This is a genomic window from Providencia sp. PROV003 (assembly GCF_045040775.1).
Lineage (GTDB): Bacteria > Pseudomonadota > Gammaproteobacteria > Enterobacterales > Enterobacteriaceae > Providencia > Providencia huashanensis.
In genome coordinates, this window is the sequence record NZ_CP096369.1 from 4,594,776 (window position 1) to 4,608,968 (window position 14,193).

At 48.1% G+C, this 14,193-nt stretch carries 10 protein-coding genes; 4 read left to right on the plus strand and 6 right to left on the minus strand.

Translation table 11 applies throughout. The features are described 5' to 3' along the window. Nucleotides 1–87 precede the first annotated feature (87 nt). On the minus strand, nt 88–495 hold the full coding sequence (gene cadR, locus M1F14_RS21015) for a Cd(II)/Pb(II)-responsive transcriptional regulator (RefSeq protein WP_048608525.1): 408 nt from the start codon (nt 493–495) through the stop codon (nt 88–90). A gap of 95 nt (nt 496–590) precedes the next feature. On the opposite strand from cadR, the gene M1F14_RS21020 reads away from it, so the two are divergent. Genes M1F14_RS21020 through M1F14_RS21035 form a run of 4 tightly spaced genes read left to right on the plus strand, consistent with a single transcriptional unit; the run spans nt 591 to nt 4,030 of the window. Next, nucleotides 591–1,487: a cation transporter gene (locus M1F14_RS21020; RefSeq protein WP_048608527.1), complete on the plus strand. Its 897-nt coding sequence runs from the start codon at nt 591–593 to the stop codon at nt 1,485–1,487. A 9-nt stretch (nt 1,488–1,496) separates the two neighbouring features. Next, on the plus strand, nt 1,497–2,003 hold the full coding sequence (gene lspA / locus M1F14_RS21025) for a signal peptidase II (RefSeq protein ID WP_007146113.1): 507 nt from the start codon (nt 1,497–1,499) through the stop codon (nt 2,001–2,003). A gap of 21 nt (nt 2,004–2,024) precedes the next feature. Continuing rightward, nucleotides 2,025–3,314 carry an ISL3 family transposase gene (locus M1F14_RS21030; protein WP_048608532.1) on the plus strand — a complete coding sequence of 430 codons (1,290 nt, stop codon included), beginning with the start codon at nt 2,025–2,027 and terminating at the stop codon, nt 3,312–3,314. 41 nt (nt 3,315–3,355) lie between these two features. Continuing rightward, on the plus strand, nt 3,356–4,030 hold the full coding sequence (locus tag M1F14_RS21035; RefSeq protein ID WP_048608563.1) for an endonuclease: 675 nt from the start codon (nt 3,356–3,358) through the stop codon (nt 4,028–4,030). Nucleotides 4,031–4,438: 408 nt separating this feature from the next. Here the strand turns inward: M1F14_RS21035 and M1F14_RS21040 are convergent, their stop codons facing one another. From M1F14_RS21040 to M1F14_RS21060, 5 genes are all read right to left on the minus strand, one after another. Further along, nucleotides 4,439–6,478 (minus strand): ATP-binding protein, encoded by a 2,040-nt coding sequence (locus M1F14_RS21040; RefSeq protein ID WP_004249372.1) that lies wholly within the window; start codon nt 6,476–6,478, stop codon nt 4,439–4,441. Beyond that, complete coding sequence (locus M1F14_RS21045) at nt 6,475–7,893, minus strand: SIR2 family protein (protein WP_004249371.1); 1,419 nt, start codon at nt 7,891–7,893, stop codon at nt 6,475–6,477. The genes M1F14_RS21040 and M1F14_RS21045 overlap by 4 nt, the downstream gene beginning before the upstream one ends. A 458-nt stretch (nt 7,894–8,351) precedes the next feature. Next, entirely contained in the window at nt 8,352–12,044 is a 3,693-nt protein-coding gene (gene traN, locus M1F14_RS21050) for a conjugal transfer protein TraN (protein WP_004249370.1), read from the minus strand. 2 nt (nt 12,045–12,046) lie between these two features. Beyond that, entirely contained in the window at nt 12,047–13,075 is a 1,029-nt protein-coding gene (locus M1F14_RS21055; protein WP_048608535.1) for a TraU family protein, read from the minus strand. Beyond that, nucleotides 13,059–14,183, minus strand: a complete 1,125-nt coding sequence (locus M1F14_RS21060) for a TrbC family F-type conjugative pilus assembly protein (RefSeq protein WP_048608537.1) — start codon at nt 14,181–14,183, stop codon at nt 13,059–13,061. The genes M1F14_RS21055 and M1F14_RS21060 overlap by 17 nt, the downstream gene beginning before the upstream one ends. Nucleotides 14,184–14,193 lie beyond the last annotated feature (10 nt).

Consider the following 14,193-nt stretch of genomic DNA (forward strand, 5'->3'; position numbering starts at 1 on the left):
GGGTAAGCGGATTAAATGGTTGATCTTACCTTTGCATGAGAGTGAGACAGACCGGCATCTCATCGGATTATCTGGTTGATGCTTCACCTACTGCTGGTGCATGTTTCCTTCGCTAATTCCAGCAAGAACCCCACACGCCTCAACTTCCCGGTCATCGTTGCAACTCGCTCTCAGTGAAACGAGTTGTTTCTCAAGCGCTTGCAGAGCGGTTATCTGCGACCGCACATGAGAGATGTGATCATCGAGCAAGGCGTTGACGGCGGTACAAGGCTGATGAGGGTCGTCCTGATAGCTCTGTAGTTCGTGAATCTCAGCCAGTGACAGGCCCAGGATTCTGCAGCGACGGATGAAGGCCAGCCCCTCACCATGCTTCTCGGTATAGACACGGTAACCGTTGTCCTGCCGATCAGGCGGCGGCAACAAGCCCTGCTGTTCATAGAAGCGGATCGTCTGTGTGTCGACCCCTACCAACTGCGCCAACTGACCAATGCGCATCAGCCTCCTCCCCAACGGATTCTTTACTCTATTGACCTTATAGTAGCTTTATAGTTTAAAATGGTACCACAACATTGTTCAAGTGGAGTCGTATTATGAGCAAATCCTGTGGTGGCGCCTGTGGCGCTGATGCAACGTCCGCAGCGGATACCGATATACAGGCCTCCTCCGAGGCGCCAGGGAGATGGGTCAGTGTTTATGCCGTGCCGAAGATGGACTGTCCATCAGAAGAACGAATGATTCGCCTAGCCCTGAACGGCTTTGAGGAGATTCGGGCGCTGTCTTTCGACCTGTCGAACCGCCGGTTGAAGGTCGTGCATGATGGAGAGGCTGATCCTTTCACTGCGAAACTGAAGACCTTGGGGCTAGGCGCCTCGCTTCAGGAAACCGTCGCTGCAAATCCGGAGACCATCAAGGCCGCCGAGTTTTCGGCAGCTTCTGCTAAGCAAGAATCCGGGACCCTGCGCTGGTTGCTCGGCATCAATGCACTTCTGTTCGTGGTGGAAATGACTGCCGGTCTGATCGCCCGGTCCACCGGCCTGATTGGAGAATCCCTGGACAATTTTGCCGATGCGGCGGTGTACGGGCTTGCCCTTTATGCGGTTGGACATAGCGTGAAAATGCAGGTACGTGCCGCGCATCTTGCTGGTGTACTGCAACTGATCTTGGCTGTTGGCGTGCTCGCAGAGGTGGTGAGACGCTTCGTCTTCGGTAGCGAGCCGGAATCGATGGTGATGATGCTTATCGCATTCGTCGCACTGATTGCCAATACCACTTGTTTGCTGCTGATATCCAAACATCGAGAGGGCGGGGCGCACATGAAGGCAAGCTGGATATTCTCGGCCAATGACGTGGTGATCAACCTGGGCGTCATCACCGCCGGCGCCCTGGTCGCGTGGACCGGATCCAATTATCCGGATCTGATTATCGGTACCATCGCGGGGGTTGTCGTGCTTAACGGAGCCAGACGCATTCTGGCCCTCAAGGGTTAGGCAACATCCATGATTGGCAAATACCTCTCGCCGTATGCCCTGTTGTCCATCTCCGGCCTGATAGCCGCGTCTGACCAGATTGTAAAATGGCTGGTCCAGCAATCAATGGCATATGGCGAGTCGGTTTCGGTGACGCCATTCTTTAGCTGGGTGCACGTATGGAACACCGGTGCCGCATTCAGTCTTTTTGCCAATGGTGGAGGCTGGCAGCGCTACTTTTTGATCGGAATCGCGGTGGTGGTCTCAATTTTGCTGATCAAGCTGGTCCTTGAGAACCGTCACAAAGGAGAGGCCATCGCCTACAGTCTTATCCTTGGTGGCGCGATGGGTAACCTGATTGATCGGATATTTCGTGGCTATGTTGTGGATTCCTTTGATGTCTATTGGCGAGCCTGGCACTGGCCGGCTTTCAATGTCGCAGATATTGCAATTGTCCTCGGTGTCTTACTTTTCGTTTCCTCAAGCTTGTTGCGTGAAAGAACAAACACCAATGTCGAAACAGATTGGTCTGACTGAGGTCTGCATCTATAAACTGCCATGACGGAAATGCCTAACAACATCTTGCACCTGCCTGAGTACCAGGTCCTGGGCTGCAAATCCACCGACGACGATATGCACTTCCAGGTGGACGCGCCCGATCCCATCGCCTGCGAGGAATGCGGCGTCCAGGGTGAGTTCGTGCGGTTCGGCAAGCGTGATGTTCCCTATCGTGATCTGCCCATCCACGGTAAGCGGGTCACCCTCTGGGTGGTCCGCCGCCGGTACAACTGCCGGGCCTGCAAGATCACCTTCAGGCCCCAGCTACCGGAGATGGTGGACGGCTTCCGCATGACGCTGCGGTTGCATGAATACGTGGAGAAGGAATCCTTCAACCACCCCTACACCTTCGTGGCGTCACAGACCGGCCTGGACGAGAAGACGGTACGCGACATCTTCAACGCCCGTGCCGAGTTCCTGGGGCGTTGGCACCGCTTCGAGACGCCCCGCATTCTGGGCATCGACGAGCTGTACCTGAACAAGCGCTACCGCTGCATCCTGACCAACATCGAGGAGCGACCCCTGCTTGACCTGCTGGCCACCCGCCGTCAGGACGTGGTGACCAACTACCTGATGAAGCTGAAAGACCGGCAGAAGGTCGAGATCGTCAGCATGGACATGTGGAACCCCTACCGGGCAGCTGTCAAGGCGGTGCTGCCACAGGCCCGTATCGTCGTCGATAAGTTCCATGTGGTGCGTATGGCCAACGATGCGCTGGAGAAGGTACGCAAGGGCCTCAGGAAGGAGCTGAAACCTTCCCAGAGCCGAACCCTCAAGGGAGACCGGAAAATCCTGCTGAAACGCGCTCACGAAGTCTCAGACCGGGAACGCTTCATCATGGAGACCTGGACAGGCGCATTCCCGCAACTGCTGGCCGCCTACGAGCACAAGGAACGCTTTTACGGCATCTGGGACGCCACCACACGACCCCAGGCAGAAACCGCCCTGGACGACTGGATAGCCACCATTCCGAAGGGCCAGAAGGAAGTCTGGAGCGATCTGGTCAGGGCTGTGGGTAACTGGCGCGAAGAGATCATGACCTACTTCGAGACGGACATGCCCGTCACCAATGCTTACACGGAGTCCATCAACCGACTGGCCAAGGACAAGAACCGTGAAGGGCGAGGTTACTCCTTCGAGGTGATGCGGGCACGAATGCTCTACACTACGAAGCACAAGAAGAAGGCTCCGACTGCGAAGGTCTCTCCGTTCTACAAGAAAACCATCGGTTACGGACTGCCGGACTTCGCAGAGGAACTCAACTACGGGGTCGATCTATCAACCATCTGAGGGTGGTATCAGGTTGGTGGGGTGAAGGTGCCCCATCAACCATTAAATCCGTATACCCTTTCTTTATAGCGTTATTCGCTATACCTGCAATTGCAGAACACCCCACATCGTTCAGTCAGGCAAAACGATTTGCCCGAGAAATTTACCAAGACAACCAGAGTACGTTTTACTGTGGATGTAGCTATAGCAATGATGGTGCGATTGATGCTGCATCTTGCGGATATGAACCAAGAAAGCAACCGAAACGAGGTGAACGCTTAGAGTGGGAACATGTAGTCTCAGCTTGGGAAATTGGCCATCAACGCCAATGCTGGCAAAATGGTGGTCGTCGGAACTGCGAAAAGAATGATCCTGAGTTTTCTAAAATGGTTTCGGATCTCCATAACCTCGTACCATCTGTAGGAGAGCTCAATGGGGATAGGTCAAATTTTCGATTTGGCATGATTCCGAATGAACCAAGATCCTATGGTCAATGTGATTTCGAAGTTGATTTCAAAGACCGTCGAGCAGAACCACCAGCTAACCGTCAGGGTGATATTGCTAGAATTTATTTCTACATGCGAGATCAATACGGCCTAAGACTCAGTAGGCAACAAACTCAGCTATTTGAAGCTTGGTCAAGAATGGACCCTGTTGACGAATGGGAAAAAGTGCGTGATTTTAAGATTAAAACTATTCAAGGTAACTCTAACTGCCATGTGTCAAATAGCTGTTAATTGAAACTAGCTGAGACAAACTTGTTGGACAAGGTTCTTTTAGCGAAAATCAGATTAACATTACTAAAATTAATCTGATAGTCGGCAACTGCCAAAGTGGACGTTCGGATCTGACTCGCTTTTGAACCATCATCAGCTTTGTCGAATTAAGTCGAATTTTCAATCAATCGTAATTCCCCCAAATTTCTCTCGTATAGCGTCGTTAATATCTATGCATTTAATAAATTGTCAGAAAGGAACCCTAAGTCACTTTGGAAAGTACCCGTTTATCGAAATTAGCGTAATAGCCTATTGATTCGCACACCACTAATAGTTCACGCCACTCATCGCTTTGGAACAAATGCGCCATAGAAAGTTAATCTTATTCGTATTGTTAAGCATCTATTTGGCGCTAATTTGGCTGGTAAATTAATCTCTGTTTTGCCATTCTTCAACGATTGGCTGCCAGTTTACTTCACGAGGCTCACCTGTGGAGTTAGACCATACGTCCCAAAAGTCAGGATCATCAGACTGAGGCCTTTGCTCTTCACTAAGTTCTTTCATTCGAACTAACACCGGTAGTTCTGAAGCCCATCCGAGTAAAATTGCATGTCGAGATGGTAGCGATGGTAGCTCTCTTAATAGCCCCCTCATGTTATCGGGAACAAGCCTATGAACTTGTTCTTGGTCTCTATCATTGCTAATTCTGTGCAGTAAAAAAGTATTACATTGAGAAAGAACAGTAGGAGATAACTCAGAAGGTCGTTGGGATGATACTACTAGTCCCAAACCAAATTTACGCCCTTCGCGAGCGATTTTTTCAAATACTTTGCAGCACACATCAGAAACTGATTGACTCTCACTTTCTTCTTTGTATCGTTTGATAAATGTATGAGCTTCCTCTGCAACCATTACTGTTGGTAATGGTTTTCCATTCATCTTCCGATATCGTTGAAGAGCTTCAAAAGTCACTCTAGAGATTACTGCTGTTACAAGATGGATAATTTCATTGGGAACTAGTGATAGGTCGATAACAGTGATAGCACCATGAGTATCCTTCCCAAGAAAAGTATCTAGCCAATCAGTTAAACTTATTGGTTCCTCAGAATCTTTAGTAACTGCACTAATTCGGGTGTCACCTAGCATTGTGCGAATTCGAGTCAAAAGAAATTCCATGAACTGCTCAGTTCCCGTTTCTTGTGCTAAAGCTTCGAGATAGGCGACGAAGTCATCACCTTCAAAGCGAATAGGCGTATCTTCACTTTTCGGGAGAAGTTCTTGTTCATCACCACCAAGTGCAACATGAGCTTCTTTTAACTCAGAAATCAACTTATCAGTATCACTGACTTCAGGCTTAGCAGGCCACTGTGCTCCTCTTCTGGAAGATAGGTAAGTATTTATCGTGCTTATTACACTATTGAAAGGTTGGTTGTGGATTTTTTCGTTTAATGTTATGAGGCTAGTTTCCCATGACGTTAAACTTTCAACTAAGCCTTTGGCATGACCACCATTCACATATATCTGCCCTTGACTTGCTAGTTGCCTTATTGAAACTAAAAGTATTCCGCAAAAATGTTTTGCTTGAATTGTCACATCATCTTCTGACAACACATCATTTCTCATCGCCCTCAAAGCTCGTCGTAGTAATGGGAGTTGAACTTTTGAACTTGCCTGAGTGAACGCCCCCCATTCTGAACTGTTCCATAGCCATGATGGTACTTTAAGTTCTAACTCACCATAATCAGAGTTAGCCTCTACGCGCAATAAATTCCCCTTATATTTTGACTTTGGACCAAATGCTCGGCTGTACTCCCCGTTAGGATCAAGTATTATAAATCGAGCGTTCGGAGTTTGGCCCTGTTGTAAAACTGCGTCCAGTGACCATTGAATTAGTCCCGCCACAGAGCAAGATTTACCACTACCTGTGTTGCCTAAAACAGCTATATGTCGCCCAAAAAGCTTATCGGGGTCGATTTTTATTTCTGCATTGTTAGCTAGAGGACTATCTCCTATTTTAACCCTTCTGTTTTCACCTGATTCGATTATTGAGTTTAATTGTTGGTCAGTAGGTAAAAGCACTGAATCACCAACTGAAGGAAATGCATCTGTTCCTCTGGTGAATTTGAAACCATCGTTTTTTCTATCGCTTCTCAATGTACCAACGGGGTTGATACTGAGCTTTTTTAGAGGAAAAGGTAAGTCTATCAAGCCAAAATCTTGCAAGCCTCTTCTTTTGGGGTATGGCGAGTGTTCTACTGCGATCCACTCAACTTGACCAACTAGAAATCCATCATCACTGTTTATAAGCACATAACTGTTGATTCGAGGAAAGTTGCGAGGTGAGCCTCCTTGAAGAGAGACTGAGTCTGGGGAATCAATTTCTAAGGAAACTCTAATTTCACTAGGCGATACAAAACCAACGGTTCCGATTCGTAACTGTTCCAGTCTTTCTATAGGCAAGTAACTCATGATGTTACCTCGGTGGTAGTTGCATTACCTGAGTGTTCTGACTGGATAAAGCCTCGCTGTTTTAGTAATTCGGCCATCTTTATTGATGCTTTATCTATGGCTGGTTTAGGTAGATAGTTATCAACCAAAGTTTTTAGATCCCCCAAATGGTCACCCATTAGTAAAGTGATTTGAGCTTTTCTTCCACTTTTACCAATGAAGTTCATAATTCTTTCTAGCGGATCTCCGAAAGCAATGATGACTAGATGGGTAGATGGAACGGTAAGCATATCTTCAATTACTCTGTTTATATGCTCATCACCAAAGCTATAGCCATACGTGACTAATGTACTGTTTGGACGGCTAGTCGCTGCTGCTAAGTCTCTAAATAACTCTACATAGGGGTACTCAGCGGTTTCTCTATCTTTGACTGAATTAGGGTAAATCATAAGTTGTTCATAACTATCGCTTTCGTGCCCCTCTGCTTCTAGAAACGGTTCAACAGAGCGAGCTCCAAAAGGTAGGCCAAAGCGCCTAATCGCACCATCTTGTTCGTGCCAATCTAGAGAACCGTGAAGTTTGGTAAAACGTGCCACTCCTTCCAAATATCTTGGTTCACCACGTATTCCCGGAGGGTTATAGTGATAATCAACTTCTAATCTTGAGGATCTAAAAACGGGAGCAATACTTCCAACAAAACGGTCTATGAGTCTTAAACCAGCAAGTTCAGCACCAACCTCGATAATTCGGTCATAGTTCGTTGTAAAAATATGCAATCTGTCGCGTGTAGCGGTTCTACTTGCAAAGCTCATTAAGAAACTCACAAGATAATTGAAAGTTTCCTCTTTTCGTTTTTTTTCAGCACTTTTAATTAAGTGTTCTCCTGTACTGACAGATTTTGAAAACTCACCTAGACATCGAGACAATTCCCCCTTAATTGCAGCTAAATCAGCTTTTAGGTCTCTATAGGCTGCATATGGAGCCGGGGGGTTTTCAGGTTGCGGGCTATCCAACACTGTTAAAATTTCAAGACCTTTGATAAGTTCATTAATAGCTCTAATTTGATCTTCTATATTTCCTTGTGCGCGACCAGCCGATTTGGCAGCTTTTGTAGCGAATTCATTTATTTCGCTTTGACAGACCGCTAGATCACTGATCCACCCCATTCCAACGGGTGGCACGCCTGTAGCCGACATTTGAATAGACGTACTTAAACCCGCACCGATCAATAGATTTAAATGTTCGGATTGAAAAAGTGCTGTTAACCAAGGCTCAATATTTTGGCGTAATTTCTCTATTGATATTTTAGAACCCTGTTCTCCCCATGAAGTATTCGTTGATAGGATAAAAGGATAAGAATCACTTTGCTCATTGGAGTTTGGTGTTAGCTCAATAATATCAGGAACACTGCCAACTTTAATTTGCTGAATAGTCATAAATACACTTCTCATATTTGTGTGAAAGATATAGCGTTGGGGACACAAACGTCTGCCATGAATATTTACAACTTAAGCCGTTGGCATTGAATCATCCGTCACAACTATCTGAAATCCTTAGTACATCTTCAATCTCGACACCAAGGTGTTCAATCGTGCTTTCGAGCTTAGCATGACATTTTACAATACAGAACGTTTGCATACATATTTGAGGTATCCAAGCCCAAATATGTATGAATTAAAAATGAAGATATTGAGAAAAGTGGCTTAGCTGGGTTGGTCGATTTTGGTTGGCCACGTCAGTTCCTCGCTCATAGCTATCTGTCCGATGTCCAACTCTATTTATCGAAACTACTACAAACACATTTTTGCAAATTTGTCGCAGTTACATAAATGCATATTGATTATTTTTTCTGCTCCATTAGTCCTGCAAAACGGGGCTAACGGAGCAATTTATTCTAATTGTTCCCCGAGACTTCTTCCGTTGCCTCCTGGCGAAGTTTCTGGGCATCCATTCCGTTTAGCCGTTCAATGGCTCTATCTGCGGCACTCTGACGATTTCCATCAACGTTTAGCGTACTTCCTGAGCCTGTGAGTCGTTCCAGATCCAGTGACGGTACTTCGGGTAGGTTGCCTGTTATCGACAAGATACCTATCCATTCATCGAGATTGACTTGGCTCCAATCTACCTGGTTTAACTGACTCGCGGTCAAACCTTCACAGTTTGGTGACTTGGCACTGCCCCAACCAAGGCCCAATTGAGGGCGTACTTGTTCTTGAATGATCCGTGAAAGTGGCGAAGTAAAACAGCAATATGACTGCCGTTTTTCAACACAGGCACCTAAGAACTTAGACTTGCAGTAAGAGCCTACATAGTGGCAACTCTTCAATACCCGCTTGGCGTTCATTTCAAACTCGCTCTGCTCACATTTCCAGATAAGCTGAATGAGGATCATAGTGACTGAATAAATCATGTAGGCCGTCATAACCGTACTCAGAACCGCGCCCGCAGCGCCCCCCAGGGCAAAGTTACCACCCGAAACGACACCATCGGCTCCAACCGCACCACCAACGTTACTAAACAGTGCCGATTGCGCCCCCGAACCAAACGTAGAGCCTACCCACTCAGCCGTTTTGTTGGTCAACACCTGCATAAAGCCAGTCGCAGCTTGCTCCGCTCCCGCGCCAGCAGCCGTTGATGGCCCAGCCCCCATGAGAGAGTCCCATGCAGACACAAAAGGCTCTTTAACCGCACTCCAGGTACTGGTGATTGGTTCCCTGAGCGTATTCCACGAACCATAGATTGCCGAAGACGGATTCATGGCCATGACTGCCGTATCAAGCTTGTTGACCGCAACTATCATCGTGATGTAATCCGATAGCGACACGCCACTTGGCTTTTCACAGCAATCCACTATGCCGCCAACGGCTTTTTTGCACTGGCCAGCATTACCTTTAAAGACCGTACACTCGACGTTATCTTGGCCATCAGCTCCTGTGCATGACATATCATTGGTCATAAACTGCGCCGCATTAAGCATCGCAGCGGCCTCTGCAAAGTTAGCCTGCTTGATTGACTCTGGCTCTAAACAATCTGTGCCCATACAGCGAACTGGCCCCTCACAGTTGTATTGAGTTTCCATTCGAGCGTTTTGCACTTCAACGCTTTGTCCGCAGTCATACACCAAACTTTGGATATAACAGAAGCCTTCATGACCAGCCCCGCCCTCAGTACATTCGGTTCTGACGTACTGGCAGGCCGGATTTTGCTCTAGCGCGGCACACGTATTGGTGGTCGTGTTTTGTCCGTTATTGACGATGGTTTGTGTATTACCATTGGCATCTACCCAGCTATCTGAGCTGCCCATGTTGAACTCTGGGTGAGCAGTCGAGGCATTATAGGTCGCTTTTGCCCTCCAGCATGAGAGCCCCAGTCCATCAGAGCTGCCACGACTGGTTAAATGAGCAGGAGACGAAACAACAGCCGGATAAAGACTTCCAAGCTTCGCCAACTCGCTACTACCAACCGTTAACCCGTCGATTCGTTTTGTGCCCGTATCCAAACACTGCCACTGCACCGCAGTAAACTGATCCGTTTGCATCAAGCATTGGTCTATGCCCGGATCACTTGATTGATGAACAACGTCTTGCTCTAAGTACTTGCCGGAGAAGGTCAAGGAAGCACTCAGTTTCGCAGGAGCCAAACACTTCTGAACTTCTCGGCTGCAAGTGTCGAAATCGACTTTGTTCCAGCCGGAATCGCATCTGGAACGAGTGACCTCCTGGGGTTCATGCCACGAAATAATCGAACCATTGACGACTTTACACAATGAGCCAACCAAGGTTCCTTTTGGACAGGTCATTTCAGGGTATTTAATGGACGGTTTCGTCTCAGTCACCGTCTCCTTATTGCCCGTCAATGAGAGTGTCGTTTTCCAGCCATTTGCCTTGGATGGCGACTCGGTGATTTTTATCTCAGTATTTTGATTATCAAAAATCCTCAGCGTAGCGTTTCCAGTTTGCATAGTACTGCTGTGCTGTGGAACAAAACTGAGCGTTTCGGAGCTAAAGCAACCACGCTCAATGGACCAGCTTTGTTGATGGGTTTCAGCGGATACACGTCGCTCTAACTGACACTGAGTAAGCGTGCTGATCTTCTCGCACACCTGGTAATCGGGTACATGCTTGGTTTCAGTAAATGGCGTGATCGTCTGAGTAGGCTCACAGGCTTCAAAACTACTCGGCATAAGATTGGATACCACACACTTTGGATCGCTGGTTTGCAATCCACAGTCATAGGTATCGGTAAAACGAGTGCATTCACCTTTATCATTGGTCTCGGCACATTCTGACGACATGAATCCACAGGAAGGATTCGCTTCAAGCACTTGGCAGGCCTGATTTTCAATCCCTTTATAGCTTTCATCATCCACACTCACTTGCACACGACGACACAAAGGCGATATGCCAGCCACTGGGCTTGGGGCAAAATAGGACTCACAAACTGAAACACCATTGACCACCGTACATCCGTTGGTTGAAGAAGGCTGATCCGTGCATTGAATGCTGTAGTCTGAAAACTTCGTCGGGATATCCGCTGCTTGTTCGATACAGGATTGTGGCGACCAACTATCATTCATCACCACCTTGGTTGGATCAAAGCGCACCTTGATGCGTGCATACCCCTCACCACTACCCGTAACCGATACGCGAATTTTTACCGGCACTTCTAAACCGGGTTCTACCGCTTTTAGCCTGGCAGTGAGATCGGTATTTGGATTGCGCTCCCAACTGGTACTGAGCTCGCAGCGACCTGACGTTTCTGGTGGAAAGTTATTGTTCGGCCCAGACCAGACTTTCTGATCGCCAAGCCAAACTTGCATGTAGTCATCCCATTTAGCGTACTCAAGAACGGCTGAGGTAATCGCATCGGGGTTCACGACTTTGAGTGTGATGGCCTGTTCAAACACTTTACAACGGCCACTCCAGTAGTTGTCGCCAATTCGTCCAATCCAAACTTCAAGACACCCCTCACCACAAGAGCGAAGGTTCATCGGTCCAGAAACATGCTCAATAATGCCTGCCGTGTAATCGTGAGTAATAGTGCAGCTGTTAACCGCTGTATTGAGCCTGTCACATTGCTGGTAATTTGGGCTGCCTTCACCTTGAGACTCACAGCCGGGGAAGCTTTGGGTTAATAGATTGGGGTCAGTTTGAACCGCATCAGTTAATGCCCAAAGCGGATCATTGACCATATCTGGCCGAGACCTGTCTTTGATTTGCTGTAGCGAACGAAATGCTTCACCCGTAGCGCCACTTTCGGATGCCATGCTCTCTTGGCGCTGTGTCCCCAATTGATTCATGCTGGCATCAGAGCCATAAACGCCCGTTAAGACATCCAATGAGCCCTGATCCATACCAGGGAAAAGCTCTTGCAAGTTAATGGACTCATTACCACTGCCATTCGGCACCGACAATGTATTGCCATTGAGTGCGGGCATCGTCCAGTTTTGCAGCAATTGCTTACCTTCTTGTTGTCCGCTTAGGCCGGATTGGCGCTGCACATCAGCGGCCACACCATGTAAGGGCAGGCACGCCATAGTGATTGATAAAATACCCGCTAAAACTCGGGTAAAAAGTGTTGGTTTCATGGTTAACCTCCCGAGTTACAGCAGTCTTGCCAGCGCCACAAAATGTAGAGCGCATCTTCACCGGCACCGGGGATCGTTCGCCACTCTCCCCATTTCATGGTGCTTTCACCGATGACATGCGCACTTTCAGTTTCCGGTACAGGGAAGAACATACTCATCTTGTATTGGGATTTCGGCAGCATGGGTTCGATAACAGGTCGGCATAGCGCACTGTTCCCCATTGTTCGCCTAGCAAGACCACGCCTGTGTTGAGCCGCGATTGCACGCGCCGCTAAATGGCTGGTGTTTTCTGCTAATGAGCCAAAGGCTAAGGTGTGGCCAGATAACGGGTAGAGATGGCCCCAACTGCCAGCACACCAAAACAACTGATCGATGGGTTTACCAAGCGTTGATGAAGCAGCGTCAGCGGTACAAGCCGAAATAGCCAATGGATTAGCAACAGCAGCCGCTTCAGGCTGAGTAAAAAAGGCCAGTTCATCGTTAAGCCATGTTGGGTCCAATTCCGACAAATACATCAAGTCAAAGTCCATGTAACCATCGGCATTGCAATTGCCATCCATGAACAAATCAAGCATGACCAAAAGCGGAAAGGCGTAATAATGGTAATGGTAGAACGCAAGATCGCCGGTATCGTATTCACCTTCACCATGACCACCTTGCAGTCGTCTATCACCTAACGGTAAACGGATCCCTCCCATGGAAGGCGAACAACCCGGCGTTCTGACCAATTCAATCAGACGCGCTGGCTCCCACATGCTGGTAACAATACCTGGCCTTGGCACGCCTAAGTTGTCTTCACACAAGCAAAATGACTTGTTTGATGCGCCGCTTGGGACATTGCCAGAGCCAAGAGGAAGCCCTGCAACCCGGATAGGAAAAATGCATGACCAGCAAACATCCGTCAGCAACTTGCCAGACAATAAACCCGCGTCTGGGCAGGTCAGTTCGGCTTTTGCAGGAATAGATGCGCCCAGGACAAGCATGACAACGAGAGTCCGCATCAGACGATACGTATTATTGAGCTTTTGCATGAACAAGCTCCTTTGCTGGAATTTCTTCTATTTCAAACGCGAGCCCCTTTGCTTGAACAAACGACGGGGTGACTTGCAAATCAAAGCGCTGCTTTAGCGAGGCATTGAGAAGGTAAACCGGACTGTCCAATGTCTTTTCGAGCGCATTGAGGCTATTCCAACCTTGAGCACGGTCGAGCTGCGTGGTGATAAGCGTAATGCGGCGCAGTGTCCTATCTTGGCCCTCAAGCCAATGCGAAACTGCGTCCACTTCTTCAGCGTCCGACGCATTAAACACCACAAGCTGCTGAGTAAATGGCAAGGCTTTGAGCGGGTTAATACGCGTTCCTGCTGGGATCAATGTTCGGCCATTGGCATCCAATAGTGGCCGCTTCATGACGATGGTTGGATCAACCATTCTTATCCGATACTGCGTGGCTTTGGGTAAGTCAGTGAAAGTTTGGCGAGACCAGAAACGCTCAATGGCTTTTTTCTTTAACGCGCCCAGGTCAAGCGACTGTAAACGCTGCATCGCCACTTGCATCAAATCCGGTTCTAAAATGGAATGAATCGGACCGCGTTGACCCAAAGATCCGGTATTGCCTGTTTCAATTTGACGTTGCAACCAGTCCTTGCTGTAAACCCCTAGTGCACTTGCAGTCACCTTGTCATCTTCTATGCGGAAAATGGCAGGCACGCTAGTCACCCGCCAGTGCACAAAGGCTTTCGGATCGATTCGAACCTGAGGAACAGGATCAAGTCCCGCCATCAGGGTATGCCAATCACGGATAGCCGCCCCCAAGGTCTTTCCTTCAGGAATTCCCCGAAACAACACAATAGCGCCGGTAGCACTGGCCTCTTTAAATAGCTGCATCAGTGAGGAATCCCCCAGTGAGGACGACGCAAATATCAACCATTCATCGTTGTGTTTGAGCGACTTAGGTTGTTCAATCGGTGAAAAAGGCTCGATAAATTCAGATGAACCATCCACAGCACTTTGTAAAATGCTGCGGCTCATTTCGACGATCTTTTTGTCCTCGTCAGACAACGGATAAGGCTCTTGTGCCCAGGACACTTGACTAAAAGCCAATGGCGCAACCAACAAAAATAAGAGGCATAGTCTTCTCATCTTCCACCTC